Source organism: Brevibacillus jepli, from assembly GCF_047229145.1.
Lineage (GTDB): Bacteria > Bacillota > Bacilli > Brevibacillales > Brevibacillaceae > Brevibacillus.
The window spans coordinates 275,871-295,196 of record NZ_JBFEFW010000005.1 but is presented as its reverse complement, the minus strand read 5'-3'; the positions used below and the strand labels follow the sequence as shown (position 1 = coordinate 295,196).

Here is a 19,326-nt window from a genome sequence, read left to right as displayed (position 1 = left end):
GAGGTTGATAGGTTCGGTGTGGAAGCGCGGTAACGCGTGGAGCTGACGAATACTAATCGGTCGAGGACTTATCCACAAATTCTTAGCAATCATGCGTATTCAGTTTTGAAGGAATAACGAAGAGAGGAGTCAATCCACGGATTGGCTCTTTTTCCTATAAAAGAAGGGGAGCACATGGAACAAAAAGCAGAGAAGAAATATGAAGCTGACATGTACGAACCGATTCGAAATTATTTTGTCGCGCAAGGCTATGACGTTTTTGGAGAGGTCAAGCATTGTGATTTAACGGCCATCAAAGACGAGGAACTGATTATTGTTGAATTTAAACGGAACTTAAGTGTGGAATTGCTCATTCAGGCAACCAAGCGACAACGCTATACAGATTTTGTTTATGTCGCAATCCCGAAGCCCAAATACAAGCTGTATTCGAAAAAATGGCAAGATATATGCTACTTGGTCAGACGTCTCGAGCTTGGTCTGATTCTCGTTTCCTTTCCAAAAAGAGGGGCAGCAGTCATGGAAGTGAATATTTCCCCTGGACCTTTTGATCGGGTAAAAAGCAAGCAATTCAATCAAAAAAAGCGAAGCCGTATCATTGAAGAAATGAAGGGAAGGTACGGCGATTACAACGTTGGTGGCAGCTATCAGACCAAGCTCATGACAGCTTACAAGCAGAGTTGCATTCAAATCGCGACACTGCTTCAGCAGTATGGGCCGCTGTCACCAAAATCACTCAAGAGCAAAGGAGCGAAAGAGAAGACTTCGTCCATTCTTATTCAAAATCATTATGGATGGTTTACACGTGTGCAACGGGGGCTGTATGCAATCACCCCGACAGGTGAGAGAGGAATCGCAGAGTACCCTGAGCTTATTGCTTATTATCAGGAACAAGCAGAAAAAATAGACAGCTCGCTTGCCCCAAGTGCAGAGTCGGCCCACTCATCAACTACAAAAGCGAACACAAGAAAGAAAAAACAAAGGCAGCCTGACACAAAAGGATGACAGGCTGCCTTTTCCTATGGGAGAAATGATTTAGTGCGCCATCCATTCTGCTGTCATTTGCCCCACTAGTGCACGTCCAGCGACAATATCAGGATGGAACTGGATCGTTGCGTTTTGCCGGACGATTTTCACCTGCTGAATCGCATCGGACAGCTGTTGGGCATCGGCTAGCTTCCCACGGGCTTTGGCGATAGAAAGTCCTGCGACAGTGCCTTGAGCCATCGCTACCTTGGCACTCTCAATTCCTGTGATATTGCCGGCGACATACAGACCGGGGACTGGCGTTCGCATGCTTTCATTGTGTAAGGGGACATGTCCGCCCAAGGAAGGAATATAGGCAAAAGGACATCCGGCAATTGCAGCTAATTCAGCGAGCGGATTCAATCCACCCGCAATACAGACGAAATCAGCAGGAACGAATTGCTCGGTTCCAGCTATCGGTGAACCGTCCGCTGCTACCCGTGCGATACGAACTCCCTCGACTTGTGTTGTTCCGACGATCTCCAGGGCTGCTGTTCGCAGCTGAATCGGGATATCCCACATGGAAAATCCATTTGAGGGATAGAGAGCAACTGCCAGTTTTTGCATCCACGGACTTCCCATCAGCTTGCTCCCCAGCCGAATCAACAAGGACGGGGCAAGATGAGCGACGCGCAATAAGGATTGCATCACAGCGTCTGGTCGCCCAGCAGTATCACAGACAGTAGTAATAGGCGGGAGAATCATCCGATCCACAGTAACGCCAGCTAACTGCAATTCACGGGATATCGCTACCGACAATACATTGACCCCAATGACGACCCCGCGTTTTCCTACCTGTACTCTTTGCACGTTTGTCATGACTTGAGCTGCGCCGATTGACATGACGCCAGGTAAAGTCCACCCTGGTACGGGCACAGCTGTTTCAGACGCACCTGTTGCGATCAGGAGCAGCGGGACTGTAATATCCCCCTCTGTCGTAGAAACAACCCAGCCATTCTGGGTTTGCGCAAGATTGAATACAGAGACGCCGCAACAGATCTCGATCCCGAGCTCGATTGCTTCTTTCGTGAGACAAGCAGCCTCATCGAGTCCATTCCACCAAACTCCGTCCGGCTCTTCATGAAGCTGCCCGAGCAAGCGGCCCCCAGATCTGTAAAACTCATCGACGACACGAACAGCCAATCCCTGCCGGGCAGCTGCAATTGCTGCGGATAAGCCTGCGGGTCCAGCCCCGATGATGAGAAGGTCGATCATGTATGATGCCCTCCTTTTTTCAGTGGAGTGGGTAGGACAGAACCAGCATTTACTTGCATACCTTCCTGCACAAGCGTCATACAAGCACGAACAGTAGGCACACCATCTACATGGACACGGCATTCATAACAGTGGCCGATATTGCAGTAAATCCCTCGCGGCGTTCCTTTTTCCTCATGGACCCGAAGTGTACGAATACCTGCCGCCAAGAGGGCACCCGCAATCGTCTCGCCTTCGTAAGCCGTATAGACAGAGCCGTTATAATGAAAATGAAGCTGCTTTCTGTCGCCGAGAGAACCGAGGACAGGGTGATGATCGATTCGTTGACTCATGCCCTTCGACCTCCAAGCGTTTCAAATGAGACAGGACGGACAGGTGGTTGGTACCCAAGAGGTACAGTATGGGAAGGCGCTTGGCCAGTTACTTGCTCAATAACCTGATCGATCAGTATACGGCAGGTTCTCCCTCCGCAGCAGCCCATTCCGGCTCTTGTCCGTAGCTTCAGCTCGCGAGCAGTGCATTGATAGGTTTGGGCGGTCTCTACCAATTCAGCGAGAGTTACTTCTTCACAGCGGCAGATGATCAACGGATGCGATTCCATGATGAAGCCTCCTTTCATTCTTACTCGATGAAAAATGCAAGTGTCGTGCCATTAAAAAAGAAAGAGAGCTCTCCCAGCTGGCACAAATCTTGCTGAGTTTTCCCAAAGAAATAGCCAAATCATTACTAACAAAAGAGGGATGACAGAGATGGAAAAAGTAAACAGGCTGCGTGAGCAATTTGATTCGCTTGGAATTGATGGGTTCTTGGTCACGAATGGACAAAATCGCCGATACCTCACGAATTTTACAGGTACATACGGTGTTGTCCTTGTCTCCCGGAATCAGGCCAAGCTTTTCACAGATTTCCGCTACACCGTTCAAGCACAAGCACAAGCATCTGGCTTTGAGATCGTTCATTTGCCGACAAAAGAATCCGTTTACAGTGAAGTAGCCAGGCAGGCGGAAGCGATGGGGATCAAGAATCTCGGCTTTGAGGAGGAGAATGTCACGTTTGCTTTGCATCGCAAATACAGCGAGGCAGTCAACACAGCGTTCATCCCTACCTCAGGTGTCATTGAGGGACTGCGGATGATCAAGACATCGGGCGAGCTAGCCATCATCCGAACGGCTGCGCAAATCGCCGATGCTGCATTTGTACACATTACTTCCATCCTGCGTCCAGGCATAACAGAGCTTGCTGTGTCTAACGAATTGGAAACGTTCATGCGAAATGAGGGGGCCTCGGGCTCTGCTTTTGATATCATCATTGCTTCTGGTCATCGTTCCGCACTTCCTCATGGCGTAGCGAGTGAAAAGAAAATTGCAGCAGGTGATATGGTCACGATGGACTTCGGCGCATTGTACCAAGGATACCGCTCTGATATTACCCGTACAGTTGCCGTCGGTGCTCCTGATGAACAGCTAAAAGCCATCTACGAAATCGTACTAGAAGCACGCAACCGGGCTGTTGCAGGCATTCGTCCTGGTATTACCGGGAGTGAAGCGGACGCCTTCGCACGGGATTACATCACGGAGCAAGGCTATGGCGAGCGATTCGGGCATGGTATGGGCCATGGAGTGGGCTTGGATATTCATGAGGAGCCATTCATGTCCACGCGTTGTACGGCTGTTCTCCAGGAAGGCATGATTTTGACAGTGGAGCCAGGCATTTATATCCCGGAGCTTGGTGGGGTCCGTATTGAAGACGATCTGGTTGTGACCGAGAGTGGCAACGAGGTGCTGACGCATTCACCGCGCGAATTGATCATTTTGTAAAACAAGGGACAGAGCCTTGGCCGAGTAAGTGGGCTGAGGCTTTTTTCTGTCGAAAAGCGGGTGTCTAAAATTTGAAACACAACGAGAAGATCAGTGTATAAAAAAATTTACAAATACCAACCGCAAGACTACACTATTGCCTCATTCATTTTTGGCACGCCTCTTGCATTCTGATAATTCTGAAAACCAACAAAAAACGACTGAATAATGGGGGTTGATCAAATGAAAAAAAGTATTTTTGCAGTAATGAGCAGCATTGCAGTCATGGGATTAGCATTGGCAGGGTGTGGAGGTGGGCAGCCAGCAGCGAAGCCAGCCGAGCAAGCAGCACAGACTGGCCAATCGAGCACACAACCAACAGCTGCAACTGCCGACACGTCAAAACAACAAGGGAAAGAACAAGTCCTTCGCTGGAATCTTCACTCTGAACCGCCTACAGGTGACCCTGGACTTGCCGAAGACACGACCTCAGCAGCTATCGTCAAAGCGGTTTTTGATGGATTGACACGCATCGGACCTTCTGGCAAGCCAGAGGAAGCTGTTGCTGAGAAGATCGAAGTATCGAGTGACATGAAAACATACACATTCAAGCTGAGAGACTCCAAATGGAGCAACGGCGAGCTTGTCACTGCGCACGATTTTGAATATGCGTGGAAGCGAGCCCTCGATCCGAAGACAGCGTCCAATTACGCATACCAGCTCTATTACATCAAGAATGCGGAGAAGGCGAACAAAGGAAATGGCAGCTTGGATGATGTCGGTGTAAAAGCATTGGACGACAAGACACTGCAAGTAGAGTTGACGAATCCAACCCCGTTTTTTCTGGAGCTAACTGCCTTCCAAACTTATTTCCCGGTAAATAAAAAAGTAGTCGAGTCGGATGAAAAGTGGGCTGGAGATGCCAAAACACACTTGGGAAATGGTCCATTCAAAATGGAGTCTTGGGAACACAAAAGCAAAATGGTACTCGTGAAAAACGACAACTACTGGGACAAAGATAGCGTTAAGCTGGACAAGATCGAGTTCTCGATGGTGGAGGATGAAAATACAGAGCTGTCCATGTTCGAAAATGGCGAGATAGACTGGGCAGGTAGTCCATTAAGCTCGCTGCCTACAGATGCGATGCCAGCGCTCAAAGACAGTGGAAAGCTGCAAGTGAAGCCTGTCGGTGCTACCTACTGGTACAAGTTCAATACAGAGAAACCTCCGTTCAATAACGTGAAGATCCGCAAAGCTTTTGCCTATTCCATCAACCGCCAAATCCTGATTGATAACGTCCTCCAAGCAAATCAGCAGCCAGCTATGGCAGCAGTTCCCCCCACAATGGGTCTGAATACAGGTGGTTACTTCAAAGACAATGATCAAGAAATGGCCAAAAAGCTGTTGGAAGAGGGAATGAAGGAGCTGGGCATCTCCAAGCTACCGCCGATTAAGCTCAGCTACAACACTTCAGAAGGGCATAAAAAGATTGCTGAGGCGATTCAAGATCAATGGCGTCAAAACCTGGGTGCAGAAGTGAAGCTGGAAAATCAAGAATGGAAGGTGTACCTCGAGACCATGCACGAGGGCAACTATCAGGTAGGTCGTCTCGGCTGGTCTGGCGATTTCAACGATCCGATCAACTTCCTGGAGCTGTTTAAGGAAAAGGACGGGGGTAACAACGATACACGCTGGGAAAATCCGAAATTCAAAGAGCTGTTGAATCAGTCGGCCACAGAGAGTGATCCGGAAAAGCGCAAGGCGATTCTGCGTGAAGCTGAGCAAATCATGATGGACGAAATGCCGATCATGCCGATCTATTTCTATACACATACATGGGTGAAGAATGACAAGGTAAAAGGAATCTTCCAGGATGGTCTGGGCGCAATCGACTGGAAATGGGCATCAATCGAATAATATTCGAACGGGGGAAGGGCTATGAAAAAATGGGGAAGCGTGATAGTCGCCACGATGTTGACGCTATCGCTGACTGTAGCGGGATGTGCCAATCAAGGATCGTCTACCGGTGGTGCAGACGCTAGCGAGATACTGGTTGGTGTGATACTTCCAGTAACTGGTAACAACGCAACCGATGGAAAAGACATGCAAAATGCCATCGAAATGGCTGTCAAAAAAATCAACGACAGCGGCGGTGTGATTGGAAAGAAATTGAAGATTGAAGTGGCCGATGATGGATGTGATCCGCAAATGGCGACGACGGCAGCCAATAAGCTGGTCTCCCAAAATGTTGTGGCGGTTGTTGGGGGCTACTGCTCAGGTGCGACACTACCCTCATCAGGCGTATTCAAGAATGCCAACATTCCCATGATCGTTCCCGCAGCCAACTCAGCCAAGCTACCCTCCCAAGGCTATGACACCCTATTTTTGATCAACGGCCTAACCCCAGACCAAGCACAAACCGCAGCAGATTACATGGCAGCGAACCAGGCGAAAAAAGTCGTGCTTATTCATGACAATTCAGCCTACGCCAAAGACTTGGCCGATTTTGCCAAAGCATCCGTTGAAAAATCCGGCGGAACGGTCATTGCGTATGAAGCGATCAATCCCGAAGAAAAAGATTTCAGCGCACTGGTAACCAAAATAAAAGGTCTTACGCCGGACGCGACGTATTTTACTGGCTACTATGCAGCGGGTGGACTCATGGTCAAGCAATTCAAGCAAAAAGGCGTATCCGGTCTGTTCCTCGCAGGCGATGGCTCATTCAGCGAAGACGTCATCAAGATTGCAGGCGTAGACAATGCGGAAGGGCTTTTGATTACCGCGACACCTACAGCGGAATTCATCGAGGGAGCAGAAGCGTTCACTTCTGAGTACAAGCAAGCCTACAACAATCTGGCGCCAGGTCCTTTCTCTGCACTGAGCTACAATGCAGTCAATCTCCTGGCAGATGCAATCAAGCGAGCCAACTCGACGGATAGTGACGCCATCAAAAAAGCGATCAAAGAGACAAAGGATTTCAAGGCGCTCGGTCAAACGATATCGTTCAACGCCCAAAATACACTGGATACCTCCAACTTCGCCGTCCTGAAAGTGACAGGTGGTAAGTTCACGTTAGCGAAGTAGGCCAAACGTAAAATATTGCCTTTAGTAAGGATGGTGGAGGAATGGATATTCTTGTCCAAACGTTGGCGGACGGACTGGTCATCGGTGCTTTTTACAGTCTGATCGCATTGGGCTACACGATGGTTTTTGGCATTATCAAGCTGCTGAACTTCGCGCATGGCGATCTGTATATGCTGGGTGCATTTGTCGGCTATTCCTTACTCAGCGTGCTTGGTGGCGACAATTCTGGAGCAGGCTTGATGGGTATATTGATTGTCTTATTGCTGACGATGGTGATTGTCGGTGTCATCGGGATGGGGATCGAGAGGGTGGCGTACCGGCCGCTTCTGCTCGCTCCCCGACTCTCCATCTTGATTACGGCTATTGGTGTCTCGCTCTTTTTGGAAAATGGCTCGATGATTGCTTGGGGCGCGCAGTATCAAGTGTATCCCTTGCAGCTCTCCCATGACGGTATCAGCTTGCTGGGGGCAAAAATCACTTTTATTCAAATCGGGCTTGTTATCATCTCGGCAATCTTGATGTTTGGCCTGCATCTATTCATCAATCGGACGCTGTACGGCAAGGCTATGCGAGCGATTGCGCTCGATCAGACAGCTTGTCACTTGATGGGAATCCATGTGCATAAAGTCATTGGCTTGACCTTTTTTATCGGTGCTTCGCTGGCAGCAGGAGCAGGTACGATGGCAGGGGCTTACTACGGAACCGTCAATTTCATGATGGGCTTTATCATTGGGCTCAAGGCGTTTACGGCCGCTGTTTTGGGAGGGATCGGCAGTATACCCGGAGCGATGCTGGGCGGGCTGTTGCTCGGGATGATGGAGACAGCGGGCACGTTTATATTCGGGGGATCGTGGAAGGACGTCGTGGCGTTTTCCCTGCTGATCCTGATTCTTGTTTTGAAGCCGACGGGCATTATGGGTGAGAAAGTGACAGAGAGGATGTAGCGGATGAATTTATTTCCAAAAAAAATCGCTGTCGTCCTGTTGCTCGTCGTCGCGTTTGTGTTGCCGTTTTTGTCCAATAACTACTGGCTGGATGTTGCGACACTTGCCTTGTTCTACGTCGTCTTGGCCCAGGGGCTGAACGTGGTTGTGGGCTTTGCTGGATTGCTCGACTTGGGCTACGCCGCTTTTTTTGCAGTAGGCGCTTATACGACAGGCATTTTGATGACGGTCTACCAGTGGTCGTTCTGGCTGACATTGCCTGTGGCTATGGTATTTGCAGCCATTGTGGGTGTGATCATCGGTGCACCCACACTACGGCTGCGCAGTGACTACCTGGCAATTGTCACCCTCGGGTTTGGGGAAATCATTCGTATTTTGGCGATTAATCTGAGCATTACGGGATCAGCTTCTGGCATTTACGGAATCCCGCGCCCATCCATCGGGGGCTATGTTCTCGGCGGACAGATCGACTTTTACTATTTGATCCTGGTCATTGCTGTATTGGCGGTCTTGGCTGTGAAGCGGTTGGGCACATCCCGAATCGGCAGGGCGTGGATGTATATTCGCGAGGACGAGGATGCAGCGGAGGCAATGGGCATCAACCGAATCAACATGAAGCTGTTGGCCTATTCGATCGGAGCAGTCATCGGGAGTTTGGCCGGTTCTGTTTTTGCTGTCAAAATGAGTGCGATCGCGCCGCTCAGCTTTAGCTTTACCCAGTCCATCATGATCCTTCTGGCCGTGGTGTTGGGGGGCTTGGGCAGCATTCCTGGCGTCGTCCTGGGGGCTGTGCTGGTCATTGCGTTGCCGGAGCTGCTGCGCTCGGTGGAAGACTGGCGGTATTTGATCTTCGGTGCCGCACTGGTCGCGATGATGCTGTTCCGACCTCAAGGACTGTGGCCGGCCCGCTATGAATCGAATCGAGGCGCTAGTCGTGGTGAGGCTGAGGTGGCTACGAAAGGGGGCGGCAGCGATGATGTCAAGCTTGACAGTGAGAAATGTAACGCTTAAGTTCGGCGGACTGACAGCGGTAAACGATTTGTCCTTTGACATTAGCCCAGGCTCGATCACCAGCATCATTGGACCGAATGGAGCGGGGAAAACATCCGTTTTTAACATGATCACCGGATTTTATCGCCCGACTGCGGGGCAGATTTTATTGGAAGGCAATCAGCTCGTGGGGAAAAAGCCAAGTCAAATCACGCGGCTCGGCATGGCGCGAACGTTTCAAAACTTGCGGCTATTTCCCAATTTGACAGTATTGGATAACGTCAAATCAGGCATGCACAGCCGCACGAGCCAAACCGTCTGGGGAGCGCTTTGGCAGACACGGGCGCAGCAGCGGGAGGAAAAAGTAATCGAGGATACGGCACTGGACTGCCTTCGTTTCGTGGGCATGGAAGACAGTCAGGAGCGAATTGCCAAGAACTTGCCATATGGAGCACAGCGTTACCTGGAAATCGCCCGGGCTTTGGCTACCCAGCCGCGGGTGCTGCTCCTCGACGAGCCTGCAGCAGGACTGAACTATGAGGAGAAGGAAGACCTGATTGCTTTGATTAAGCGGATACGTAGTCATTACGAGCTGACTGTGCTGATCATTGAGCATGACATGGGTTTGATCAAAAAAATATCGGAAAAAGTAATCGTCCTCGACTACGGACAGAAGATCGCAGAGGGAACTCCCGAGGCGGTTCTCAGCAATCCGCGTGTTGTGGAAGCCTACCTGGGTAAGGAGGAGGAGGCGATGTGACGCCACTTTTGACGATTAGCGGCATTCGTTCGTTTTATGGCAAGATTGAGGCGCTCAAAGGCATCGACCTGCACGTGCATGAAGGAGAGATTGTCGCACTGTTAGGCAGCAATGGTGCGGGCAAGAGCACTACACTCAAAACGATTTCGGGGATCGTCCGACCAAGCAGCGGAGACGTCTTGCTTCATGGAAAGAGTGTAGCAGGCTGGGCTCCACACCAAATTGTCGAGGCAGGCATCATTCATGTACCGGAAGGCAGGCGGATATTTGCTGGATTGACTGTTCGTGAAAATTTGGAGCTGGGCGGCTTTACACAGAGAAAAGAGAAGGCGGTCATCGCAGAAGGGATTGAGCAGGCTTTCGCGCTGTTCCCCAGATTGAAGGAGCGGAGTGAACAAATGGGAGGAACGCTGAGCGGAGGGGAGCAGCAAATGCTCGCAATCTGCCGCGGTCTCATGGCACGTCCAAAGCTCTTGATGCTAGATGAGCCGTCGATGGGGCTCGCCCCAATCATTGTGCAGGAGATCATGAATATAATCAGAGAAATAAACAGGCAAGGCACGACGATCCTTTTGATCGAACAAAATGCCAAGGCCGCGCTGAGGCTGGCTCATCGCGGCTATGTAATGGAGACAGGGCGTATCGTCATGGAAAATAAGGCAGACGTGCTTCGTGCTGACGATTCGATCGTCAAGGCGTATTTGGGCGCGTAAGGGAGTGCCCGATGACAAAGGAGGAATCAACCATGGAATTGATCCGTATTTTGTCTGAGGTGTTGCCGCCTAAAGAGGGGCGAAGGTTTCCTGATTTTTGTTCGAGGTGGCGTGCGTTTTTTGGTTGTAGAAAGAGGCTGTAGTGGGGGAAGAAGCGTATTTCCAGTCTACGCTTCGGCCTACGCACCGCAAGGGGGATTGACTGGCCGCTTCGGAAAAAATGGCGGAAGCGCTTCAAACGTAGAAGCTTCGAAGAAGTATTCCATGAGTGAAGCTGAAATTCCCCGCCATTCATTCCTACGCTGGGATGGGCTCCAGAGGCGCTTGGACTGGAAATCCGCTTCTTCTTACGCGGCTTATGTAAAACATGATTGCAAGTCGATTCAAGAAGGAAAATCAGCTGCTTTCGAGCATTAAACTTCAAAACGAACTACAAATGCTTCACAGTCGCAATTCGTAACTCAAGATGATCAGCTAGTACAAACAATCTACCTTGACCAACCCAATAACGCTTTGAAAAGTAGGAAGAACACCTAACCGCCCGAAAGCCTTGTCACATGTTTGGAAGGAGACCGCCCGAACGAAGAGAGGAAAAAGGCGACTGGAAAACATGTGGCAAGGCTTCCCCCGTGCACAATCGTTGAACGACAACGTTTTTTATTTGCCCAATTTGTTATAGAGCGTAGCCCGCGATATGCCGAGTCTTTTCGCAGCGGCTTGCTTGTTGCCGTTTGCAAGCTCGATGGCTCGCAATATGACACGGCGTTCATGGGCTTCGATTTCTTCTTGCAGCGAAAAGAGATCGGGAGGGAGCTCGACCGGAGCCTGCTTGGTCTGCCCCTGTAGAGAATACGGCAAATCTTCTTCTTTGATGATCCCGTCCGTCGCAAAAACCACCAAACGTTCAATCGCATTTCGCAGCTCGCGAATGTTGCCTGGCCAGTCGTATTGGAGCAAGTTTTGCATCACGTTTTGCGAGATGGCATGAATGGGACGATTGTAACGTAAAGAGAATTCATAGAGAAAAAAGTGGGCGAGTTCAATCGTATCTTCAATGCGCTCTCGAAGCGGAGGGATTTTCAGCGTCACGACATTGAGCCGATAGAAAAGGTCTTGGCGAAACTTCCCTTCCTTCACTAACTCCTCCAGGTTTTTATTCGTGGCAGCAACTACACGGAAGTCTGCCTCAATTTGCTTGGTCCCACCGACTGAATAATACTTCTTCTCTTGAAGTACGCGAAGCAGCTTCACTTGCATATCGAGCGGCATTTCTCCCACTTCGTCGAGAAACAGCGTTCCTCCACGTGCCAGCTCAATCATTCCTTTTTTCCCTTTTTGATCCGCACCAGAAAAAGCACCTTTTTCGTACCCGAACAGCTCGCTTTCAAACAAAGTAGGCGAGATAGCGCCACAGTTTATGGCAATAAAGGGGGCGTTGGAGCCTTCCCGCACATCATGCACGGCTTTGGCGAACAGCTCCTTGCCCACGCCGCTTTCCCCTGTGATCAAGACGGTTGCTTGTGTGGCGCTGAGCTTCTGGATCATGGACTTGATATGACGAATGGAAAGACTCGTCCCCTTGATCTGCGCGAAAGGATCAGGTGTCGGGCTGAGTTTCGCCATTTCCTGCTGCAAGTGATTCACTTTTTTATTGGCGTTCAACAGCTCCTGATTCAGTCGGACCTGGCTCGTGATATCCGTTTCGGCCGCGACCGCACCGATGATTTTGTCATGCAAATAAATCGGGCTGGTATTGATGAGCACGACGAGATCCTCCCGCGGCTGATGCTGATGACGGTAGAGCGATTGTCCGGTTTGGAGCGATTTGAGTGTTTCGAGCATTTCGAGCGGGAAAAATTCGGTGATCGGGCGACCAATCATTTCTTTGGCTTTCAAGGAAAAGATTCGTTCTGCCCCTTCTGTCCAAACCATGACGCGTGCTTTTTCATCGATGACAGATATGGAAGCGTCCATGGTTTTGATCATCGTCTCGAAGTACGCTTCCAAGATTTCATACGAGGTAAAGATGGCTTGTAAGACGGTACCTCGGTGGAGATAGCCGACAGGGACTCCGGGCTGTTTTTCGATGAGGAGATAATTGTAAGTGGCAAGTAAGCGAATGGCATCAGCAAGTGTTGTATCAGGCGCGATCACAGCCGTTGGTTCCCAAGGAGACTGTGTGCAATCGATCAGGGAGTTGGCGGTTAATCGGGAGGAACAGGCGACATGCCAGCTGGTCGCACGATGGGCAAAAACAGGAATGTCTTCCTCCAATGGATGAGGGAGAAGCTCGTGATCTTTGGTAATCCGCATGTTTGTCTGCATCAACTCAGTTAAGGCAGGAAGTTTGTGATTCAACCCGATCATTCCTTTTTCAAGAAGTAGTTCAAGTGTATAAAATTTTGAACATTTTCTCACTTATTATACATACGCTTTTATGTCTGTCAAAGATTTTAGACGAAATATTTCGCGAATGGTGCTAGTAGCAATTGGCATGGCTTTTGCAAAAAGAGTAGGTGAGTAGGTGAGAAGCAGTCAAGAAGACTCAATACGCATGTGAGGAGAATCAGCCATGACAGGACAAACTCATGCGCAGATTGCGGTAATCGGCGGTGGCATTATCGGCGCGGCGATTGCGTATTACGCTGCCAAGGCTGGATTAGAGATCGTCGTCCTGGAAAAAGGCGAGCTGGCATCTGGGACTTCCTCGCGCTGTGACGGGAATATTTTGGCAATCGACAAGGACCCCGGCTTTGACAGCCAGATGTCCCTGAAAAGCCAGATGCTTGTCGATCAGCTAAGTCGGGAGCTGGACCATACGTTTGAATATCGGGCACCGGGGAGCATTCTCGTCTGCGAATCGGAGGCCGAGATGGAAGCCGCCCATGAATGGGTGAGGCGGCAAAAAGAAGCCGGACTGCCGTTTCGGATGCTGGACCGAGCGGATATTCGGCAGGAATCGCCTTACTTTGCCGACGATTTGCTGGGAGGCTTGGAGTGTGCCACCGATTCTACCGTCAATCCGTACATGCTGACCTTCGCCCTGTTTGAAGGAGCGAAAAAGCATGGAGCGAGGATCATGCGGCGCACAGAGGTCAAGTCGCTCAGACGTGATCAGGCGACGGGAACGTTTCACATCGAGACTGGCACAGGTAGTAGTATGACGGCCAGGCAGGTCGTGAACGCAGCAGGAGTATGGGCACCCGTCATCGGAAAAATGGTCGAGGTGGATATTCCGATCGTTCCGCGCAAAGGGCATTTGATCGTTGCTTCACGGCAGATGCCTGTCGGCGTGCGAAAGGTGATGGAGTTCGGCTATCTCATTTCGAAGTTTGGCGGAGTGCGGCAAGTAGACGAGGAGACAGAGAAGTACGGAGTCGCGCTTGTATTTGAACCGACAGAGAGCCAAAATTTCTTGATTGGCTCAAGCCGTCAGTTCGTCGGCTTCGACACCCGAATCGATCTGAATGTCGTCAGGTGCATGGCGAGAAGAGCGCTGCGCTTTTATCCGAAGATCGCCGACTTCGCTATCATTCGCACGTATTGCGGACTGCGCCCGTGGACAGAGGATCACTTGCCGATTATTTCTCGCGTAGAAGAAGTTCCCGGTTACTTCATCGCGGCTGGTCATGAAGGAGACGGAATCAGTCTGGCAGCCGTCACAGGCAAGCTGGTGTCCGAGATGCTGGTCGATCAGTCAGATACCATCATTCCGACAGAGCCGCTGCGTTTGGACCGGTTTACGAAAAAAGGAGTGTTGCATCCATGAAAGCAACAAGGGTGTTTACGACCATCGATACGCATACCGGGGGAAACCCTACCCGCACGGTCATCAGTGGTCTGCCGAAGCTGTCAGGTACCACGATGGGAGAAAAAATGCTGCAGATGAAGGACGAGTACGACTGGATTCGCACGTTTCTGATGTATGAGCCGCGCGGGCATGATGTGATGTCCGGGGCCTTGATCGTTGACCCATGCCATCCGGATGCGGATGTGGGGGTGATCTATATCGAGACAGGCGGATATTTGCCGATGTGCGGCCACGATACGATCGGTCTATGTACGGCGTTGGTGGAGACAGGCATGATTCCCGTAACGGAGCCGGTGACAACGCTCAAGCTCGATACGCCAGCAGGACTGGTCGAGGTAGACATACAGGTAGAGGGGGGGAAGGCGAAGGAAGTATCTTTTGTGAACATTCCGGCCTTCCTCTACCAGCAAGATCTGACTGTGGAAGTAGAAGGGATTGGGACAGTCACCTGCGATATTGCGTACGGCGGAAACTTTTATGCGATTACGGATGCAAGCAAGCTCCATCTCGAACTGACGCCTGCCAATGCTTCCGCCATTGTCGATACGGCCGTCACCATTCGCAAAGCGATCAATCAGGCCGTGGAGATCGTTCATCCGGAAAAGCCATTTATTCGCGGGCTGACACATGTGGAGTTCTATACGACGCCTGATAATCCGGGAGCTGACGTGAAAAATACCGTCGTCGTACCGCCGGGCGGAATTGATCGATCGCCGTGTGGAACGGGTACTTCCGCCAAGCTGGCGACCTTGTATGCCAAGGGAGAAATCGGCATAGACGAACCGTTTGTGCACGAGAGTATCGTCGGTTCACTGTTTACAGGCAGTGTGCTGCGCTCGACGGAGGAAGGGGGGCTGCCTGCTGTCATCACACGAATTGCAGGCTCTGCCTGGCTGATGGGCAAGCATACGATTTTTTACAATCCGGAAGACGAGCTGGCGAATGGCTTCTTGCTCATACCAGCCGCAACCGACCATTAAAAAACGAAACCATGAGAGGAGAATGAAAATGGCACGATTTGAAGGGGTATACGTGGCGATTGTGACGCCGTTTACAAGCGATTATGAGGTGGATTACAAGCGTTTGACAGAATTGTGTGACTGGCTGATTCAGGAGGGCGTAGACGGTCTGGTTCCATCCGGTTCGTTGGGGGAATACGCGACGATGACAGGGGAAGAACGGGCAAAAGTCATCCATACCGTCATTGCAGCCGCAAAAGGTAGAGTTCCCGTGGTTGTTGGCTCTGCCGCTCCGTCTACCCGTCAAGCAGTGGAGTGGGTGCAATTCTCCAAGGATGCTGGAGCAGCAGGCGTGATGGCCCTTCCTCCGATTAACTACAAGCCATTGGAAAATGAGGTGTTTGCCCACTACGAAGCACTCAATACAGTCGGGCTGCCGATAATCGCCTACAACAACCCGCATGATTACAAAATCGACCTGACGCCGGACATTTTGGCGAGACTGGCTGCGTTTGAAAATATAGTCGCGGTGAAGGAATTCTCCGGAGACGTACGCCGCATGCAGGATATACTCGCCCAGACGGACTTGGAAGTCATGGTCGGTGTAGACGATCTCGTTATGGAGGGCGGCTTGATCGGAGCGACAGGCTGGATTTCAGGTGTGCCGAATGCGCTGCCAAAAGAAGGCGTGGAGCTGTTCCGTCTTGCACGAGCAGGCAAGCTGGCTGAGGCACAGGCGCTTTATCGTCGACTACTGCCGTTGTTCCACTATGACGCGAGCCCACAGCTGGTTCAGTCGATTAAATACATGATGGAGCTGGCCAACTTCCCGGTAGGACCGACTCGTCCGCCGCGTCTGCCGCTCACCGAAGAATACTACGCAGGCATTAAAAAGGCGTTTGAATACGCTGTCGGGGCTCCAAGCGGACGATAAGGAGGGCGAGAGTGATGCACAGCAAAAACTGGATTGGCGGCGAATGGATAACGCCGTCGGGGAAGGAACTACCGGTCAAAAACCCGTCGCGTATTACAGAAGAGGTCGGCGTTCTGCACCTGTCTGATCGGTCACATGTATTTGCGGCTGAGCAGGCAGCTCGCACGGCGCAGAGTGGCTGGGCCAAGCAAACGGGTGCGGCTCGCGGCGAAATCCTTTTTCAAATGGCTGCTGCATTGGAAGCAAATGCAGACAGCTTGGCACAGCTGGCCAGCCGGGAAATGGGCAAGCAGCTTGGAGAGATGCGTGGAGAAGTGGCTCGAGGGGTCAGTCTCTTGCGCTACTATGCAGGTGAAGGGATGCGTTCCAACGGCAACCTGATTCCTTCATCAGATACGAACGTTCTGCAATACAGCCGTCGTGTCCCACTCGGGGTCGTGGCGGTCATCACACCATGGAATTTCCCTGTTGCCATTCCTATCTGGAAGATCGCCCCTGCACTCATTTGCGGGAACACAGTTATTTGGAAGCCTGCTGAAAATGGTTCGCTTACAGCGACACGGCTGGCTGAAATATTCGCAGAAACGAAGCTGCCAGCGGGTGTGCTGAATCTGGTGATTGGCAAGGGCCGAGAGATCGGCCATACACTCACGAATGAAGCCGAAGTCGATGCCGTCAGCTTTACTGGCTCATCTGAAACGGGCAGGCAGATTGCCATCGCGTGCGCAGGGCGAAACATCAAGTATCAAACCGAGATGGGCGGAAAAAATGCGGCAGTCGTGCTGGCTGATGCTGATTTGGATAAAACCGTTCCGATTTTGTTCAGTGGAGCGTTTCGTTCTGCTGGTCAAAAATGTACGGCTACAAGCAGAATCATTGTACAAAAGGCAATCTATGAGCCACTGGTCGAGCGGCTGCAGGCAGCGATGGAGATGTGCCGAGTCGGGGATGCCAGCGACCTGGAAGCGTATCTGGGGCCGGTTGCCTCGGTTGCGCAGTATGAGACGGTTGGGCAGTACATCGCATTGGCTAACGATGAAGCAACAGTCATTGCAGAGAGCCCTGCTTATGCAAAAGAGGACCAAGGCTATTTCATCCGTCCCAAAATTGTCGAGGGTGTCGCTGCCAATCATCGCCTCGTTCAGGAGGAAGTATTTGGACCATTGGCTGTGCTTTTGACAGTAGACGGTTTTGACGAGGCGGTGGAGCTGTGCAACCAGTCTGTATACGGTTTGAGCGCTTCGTTGTTTACCCGGGATTTGGCGAGTGCCCATCGCTTTTTGGATGTAGCACAGGCTGGGATGGTACGAGTCAATCAAGAGACGGCAGGTGTGGAATATCAGGCGCCATTCGGCGGCATGAAGCTGTCCAGCTCACATACGAGAGAGCAGGGACAGGCAGCACTTGAGTTTTACAGTGCAACGAAAACATGTGCGATCAAATACGCGTGGTGATCATCGAGCTTTTCGCCAATCGCATAAAAAGGTGAGGATGTCATGCACATCAATCAGTTGTTTACGACAATCGATGCCCATACCGGAGGGGAGCCGCTGCGCATAATTACAGGCGGCATCCCACCACTCAAGGGCGAGACGATCCTGGAGAAGCGGCGCTATTTCCGGGAGGAGCTGGACGATATTCGCCGTGTGCTTATGTACGAGCCGCGCGGACATCATGGTATGTACGGTTGTGTCATGACAGAGCCAGTCAGTGCAGATGCAGCATTTGGGGTGCTGTTCATGCATAACGAAGGCTACAGTACGATGTGCGGGCATGGAATCATCGCGGTGGTGACGGCTGCCATTGAGACGGGAATACTTCGGCTGGCTGACCCGACAGAACGTATGGTGATTGATAGTCCCGCCGGACGAATTATGGCACAGGCCAACGTGGAGGGATCGCAGGTTAAATCCGTTTCGTTTGAAAATGTCCCCTCCTTTGTTTTTGCACAAGACGTTCCCATTGAGTGGGGAGGACGTATTTTTCCAGTGGACATTTCTTTTGGCGGAGCATTTTATGCAGTTGTACAGGCGGAAGATATCGGTGTCCGGGTAGAAATGGAGCAATTGGCAGAGTTGCAAGAGTGGGGAAGGCGAATTAAAGAACAGATCGAGGCGAAAATGGAGGTCGTTCATCCATTGGAGCCTGAGCTAAAAGGCATTTACGGAGTTATTATCTCGGATAAGCCAAGAGTGGAAGGATCAGATCTGCGCAACGTGACGATTTTCGCCGACAAGCAGGTCGATCGCTCACCATGCGGTACAGGTACCGCGGCTCGCGTAGCCACCTTGCATGCGCGAGGCAAGCTGGCTGTTGGAGAACCGTTTGTCCATGAAGGAATTGTCGGGAGTCAGTTTATCGGCAGAGTGGTGGGAACTGCTGAGGTAGGCAGCTATCCGGCTGTTATTCCTAGCATAGAAGGAAAGGCGTTCATAACGGGTCTGCATCAATTTGTCGTCGATCCTACTGACCCTCTGAAAGACGGATTTTTACTGCGATAAGTGAGTTCGCGAGAAAAGGGAGGTTGCTGATCTTTGGCAGCCTCTTTTTTCATCCTGCCAAAAGTCTGGTCACAATACTGCCACGCATTGGGGCATCAGCATTTTTCCCCTTCTTCTGGTATAATGGACAAGATTGTATTCTGGAGTAAAGGAGTTGAATTTTGTGCCGTATAAAGCGTTAATTGAAGCGCATGTGGGTAGCTGGGAAGTTGCATTCGTACTCTTGATCGTTGCCTACATTCTGTATCGTGTAGGCAAAGCAAAAGCAGGCAAGATCGTACATATGCTGCTTAGACTCATGATGGTCATTATTCTTGTATCGGGAGCTTGGATGCTGTTCGTGGGTCACGCATCAGATTTCTATTACTACATGAAGGGCATCATCGCGATCATCGCCTTTGGTTTGATGGAAATGTCCTTGGGCAAAGCAAAGAGACAAGAAGGCAGCATCGGCTTCTTCATCGGCTGTATCATCGTATTGGTGCTGGTAATTCTGCTTGGCTATCGTGTATTCATGTAAGATAGGCAATCCAGTAGAAAAAGGGTTTTCCTCGCAAGAGTTGCTTGTGGGCGAAAGCCCTTTTTTTGTTTGGACG

Annotated in this window: 19 protein-coding genes; 15 read left to right on the top strand and 4 right to left on the bottom strand. The window is 51.0% G+C overall.

The features are described 5' to 3' along the window. The first annotated feature begins 174 nt into the window (after positions 1-174). A complete protein-coding gene (locus AB1L17_RS08285; RefSeq protein WP_412846571.1) occupies positions 175-1,002 on the top strand; it encodes a DUF2161 domain-containing phosphodiesterase in 828 nt (275 codons plus the stop codon). A gap of 30 nt (positions 1,003-1,032) precedes the next feature. Here the strand turns inward: AB1L17_RS08285 and AB1L17_RS08280 are convergent, their stop codons facing one another. From AB1L17_RS08280 to AB1L17_RS08270, 3 genes are read right to left on the bottom strand one after another with little or no spacing between them, the layout of a single operon-like run. Next, positions 1,033-2,238, bottom strand: coding sequence for an NAD(P)/FAD-dependent oxidoreductase (locus tag AB1L17_RS08280; protein ID WP_412846570.1), 1,206 nt, complete (start codon positions 2,236-2,238; stop codon positions 1,033-1,035). Continuing rightward, positions 2,235-2,570 carry a (2Fe-2S)-binding protein gene (locus tag AB1L17_RS08275; RefSeq protein WP_412846569.1) on the bottom strand — a complete coding sequence of 112 codons (336 nt, stop codon included), beginning with the start codon at positions 2,568-2,570 and terminating at the stop codon, positions 2,235-2,237. The genes AB1L17_RS08280 and AB1L17_RS08275 overlap by 4 nt, the downstream gene beginning before the upstream one ends. Continuing rightward, a complete protein-coding gene (locus AB1L17_RS08270; protein ID WP_412846568.1) occupies positions 2,567-2,839 on the bottom strand; it encodes a (2Fe-2S)-binding protein in 273 nt (90 codons plus the stop codon). The genes AB1L17_RS08275 and AB1L17_RS08270 overlap by 4 nt, the downstream gene beginning before the upstream one ends. 148 nt (positions 2,840-2,987) lie before the next feature. Between AB1L17_RS08270 and AB1L17_RS08265 the strand changes: the two genes are divergently transcribed. From AB1L17_RS08265 to AB1L17_RS08230, 8 genes are all read left to right on the top strand, one after another. Further along, complete coding sequence (locus AB1L17_RS08265) at positions 2,988-4,055, top strand: M24 family metallopeptidase (RefSeq protein ID WP_412846567.1); 1,068 nt, start codon at positions 2,988-2,990, stop codon at positions 4,053-4,055. Between the two features lie 222 nt (positions 4,056-4,277). Next, on the top strand, positions 4,278-5,951 hold the full coding sequence (locus AB1L17_RS08260) for a peptide ABC transporter substrate-binding protein (RefSeq protein WP_412846566.1): 1,674 nt from the start codon (positions 4,278-4,280) through the stop codon (positions 5,949-5,951). A 21-nt stretch (positions 5,952-5,972) separates the two neighbouring features. Next, positions 5,973-7,118 carry a branched-chain amino acid ABC transporter substrate-binding protein gene (locus tag AB1L17_RS08255; protein ID WP_412846565.1) on the top strand — a complete coding sequence of 382 codons (1,146 nt, stop codon included), beginning with the start codon at positions 5,973-5,975 and terminating at the stop codon, positions 7,116-7,118. Between the two features lie 41 nt (positions 7,119-7,159). Next, complete coding sequence (locus AB1L17_RS08250; protein ID WP_412846564.1) at positions 7,160-8,062, top strand: branched-chain amino acid ABC transporter permease; 903 nt, start codon at positions 7,160-7,162, stop codon at positions 8,060-8,062. Positions 8,063-8,065: 3 nt separating this feature from the next. Next, a complete protein-coding gene (locus tag AB1L17_RS08245) occupies positions 8,066-9,073 on the top strand; it encodes a branched-chain amino acid ABC transporter permease (RefSeq protein ID WP_412846563.1) in 1,008 nt (335 codons plus the stop codon). Then, on the top strand, positions 9,036-9,812 hold the full coding sequence (locus AB1L17_RS08240) for an ABC transporter ATP-binding protein (protein ID WP_412846562.1): 777 nt from the start codon (positions 9,036-9,038) through the stop codon (positions 9,810-9,812). Before AB1L17_RS08245 ends, AB1L17_RS08240 begins: the two co-directional genes overlap by 38 nt. Continuing rightward, positions 9,809-10,525 carry an ABC transporter ATP-binding protein gene (locus AB1L17_RS08235; RefSeq protein WP_412846561.1) on the top strand — a complete coding sequence of 239 codons (717 nt, stop codon included), beginning with the start codon at positions 9,809-9,811 and terminating at the stop codon, positions 10,523-10,525. Before AB1L17_RS08240 ends, AB1L17_RS08235 begins: the two co-directional genes overlap by 4 nt. Positions 10,526-10,645: 120 nt before the next feature. Continuing rightward, a complete protein-coding gene (locus AB1L17_RS08230) occupies positions 10,646-10,942 on the top strand; it encodes a hypothetical protein (RefSeq protein ID WP_412846560.1) in 297 nt (98 codons plus the stop codon). Between the two features lie 240 nt (positions 10,943-11,182). Here AB1L17_RS08230 and AB1L17_RS08225 read toward each other — a convergent pair whose 3' ends face one another. Then, complete coding sequence (locus AB1L17_RS08225; protein ID WP_412846559.1) at positions 11,183-12,892, bottom strand: sigma-54 interaction domain-containing protein; 1,710 nt, start codon at positions 12,890-12,892, stop codon at positions 11,183-11,185. A gap of 205 nt (positions 12,893-13,097) precedes the next feature. On the opposite strand from AB1L17_RS08225, the gene AB1L17_RS08220 reads away from it, so the two are divergent. From AB1L17_RS08220 to AB1L17_RS08195, 6 genes are all read left to right on the top strand, one after another. Then, positions 13,098-14,294: an NAD(P)/FAD-dependent oxidoreductase gene (locus tag AB1L17_RS08220; RefSeq protein ID WP_412846558.1), complete on the top strand. Its 1,197-nt coding sequence runs from the start codon at positions 13,098-13,100 to the stop codon at positions 14,292-14,294. Continuing rightward, the gene (locus AB1L17_RS08215; protein ID WP_412848865.1) at positions 14,291-15,316 is read left to right on the top strand and encodes a 4-hydroxyproline epimerase; all 1,026 of its coding nucleotides are present in this window, start codon (positions 14,291-14,293) and stop codon (positions 15,314-15,316) included. The genes AB1L17_RS08220 and AB1L17_RS08215 overlap by 4 nt, the downstream gene beginning before the upstream one ends. A gap of 28 nt (positions 15,317-15,344) precedes the next feature. Next, positions 15,345-16,229 carry a dihydrodipicolinate synthase family protein gene (locus AB1L17_RS08210; RefSeq protein WP_412846557.1) on the top strand — a complete coding sequence of 295 codons (885 nt, stop codon included), beginning with the start codon at positions 15,345-15,347 and terminating at the stop codon, positions 16,227-16,229. A 14-nt stretch (positions 16,230-16,243) separates the two neighbouring features. Further along, positions 16,244-17,683: an aldehyde dehydrogenase family protein gene (locus AB1L17_RS08205; protein ID WP_412846556.1), complete on the top strand. Its 1,440-nt coding sequence runs from the start codon at positions 16,244-16,246 to the stop codon at positions 17,681-17,683. A 42-nt stretch (positions 17,684-17,725) separates the two neighbouring features. Continuing rightward, positions 17,726-18,730, top strand: a complete 1,005-nt coding sequence (locus AB1L17_RS08200) for a proline racemase family protein (protein WP_412846555.1) — start codon at positions 17,726-17,728, stop codon at positions 18,728-18,730. A 154-nt stretch (positions 18,731-18,884) separates the two neighbouring features. Then, a complete protein-coding gene (locus tag AB1L17_RS08195) occupies positions 18,885-19,250 on the top strand; it encodes a YisL family protein (RefSeq protein ID WP_412846554.1) in 366 nt (121 codons plus the stop codon). Positions 19,251-19,326: the final 76 nt, after the last annotated feature.

Bases quoted from the DNA above. Each gene is read 5' to 3' on its own strand.
- AB1L17_RS08270 (WP_412846568.1), bottom strand. From the start codon at position 2,839: ATGGAATCGCATCCGTTGATCATCTGCCGCTGTGAAGAAGTAACTCTC.
- AB1L17_RS08285 (WP_412846571.1), top strand. From the start codon at position 175: ATGGAACAAAAAGCAGAGAAGAAATATGAAGCTGACATGTACGAACCG.
- AB1L17_RS08200 (WP_412846555.1), top strand. From the start codon at position 17,726: ATGCACATCAATCAGTTGTTTACGACAATCGATGCCCATACCGGAGGG.
- AB1L17_RS08250 (WP_412846564.1), top strand. From the start codon at position 7,160: ATGGATATTCTTGTCCAAACGTTGGCGGACGGACTGGTCATCGGTGCT.
- AB1L17_RS08260 (WP_412846566.1), top strand. From the start codon at position 4,278: ATGAAAAAAAGTATTTTTGCAGTAATGAGCAGCATTGCAGTCATGGGA.
- AB1L17_RS08275 (WP_412846569.1), bottom strand. From the start codon at position 2,570: ATGAGTCAACGAATCGATCATCACCCTGTCCTCGGTTCTCTCGGCGAC.
- AB1L17_RS08210 (WP_412846557.1), top strand. From the start codon at position 15,345: ATGGCACGATTTGAAGGGGTATACGTGGCGATTGTGACGCCGTTTACA.
- AB1L17_RS08240 (WP_412846562.1), top strand. From the start codon at position 9,036: ATGATGTCAAGCTTGACAGTGAGAAATGTAACGCTTAAGTTCGGCGGA.
- AB1L17_RS08265 (WP_412846567.1), top strand. From the start codon at position 2,988: ATGGAAAAAGTAAACAGGCTGCGTGAGCAATTTGATTCGCTTGGAATT.
- AB1L17_RS08280 (WP_412846570.1), bottom strand. From the start codon at position 2,238: ATGATCGACCTTCTCATCATCGGGGCTGGACCCGCAGGCTTATCCGCA.
- AB1L17_RS08255 (WP_412846565.1), top strand. From the start codon at position 5,973: ATGAAAAAATGGGGAAGCGTGATAGTCGCCACGATGTTGACGCTATCG.
- AB1L17_RS08205 (WP_412846556.1), top strand. From the start codon at position 16,244: ATGCACAGCAAAAACTGGATTGGCGGCGAATGGATAACGCCGTCGGGG.
- AB1L17_RS08245 (WP_412846563.1), top strand. From the start codon at position 8,066: ATGAATTTATTTCCAAAAAAAATCGCTGTCGTCCTGTTGCTCGTCGTC.
- AB1L17_RS08225 (WP_412846559.1), bottom strand. From the start codon at position 12,892: ATGATCGGGTTGAATCACAAACTTCCTGCCTTAACTGAGTTGATGCAG.
- AB1L17_RS08220 (WP_412846558.1), top strand. From the start codon at position 13,098: ATGACAGGACAAACTCATGCGCAGATTGCGGTAATCGGCGGTGGCATT.
- AB1L17_RS08215 (WP_412848865.1), top strand. From the start codon at position 14,291: ATGAAAGCAACAAGGGTGTTTACGACCATCGATACGCATACCGGGGGA.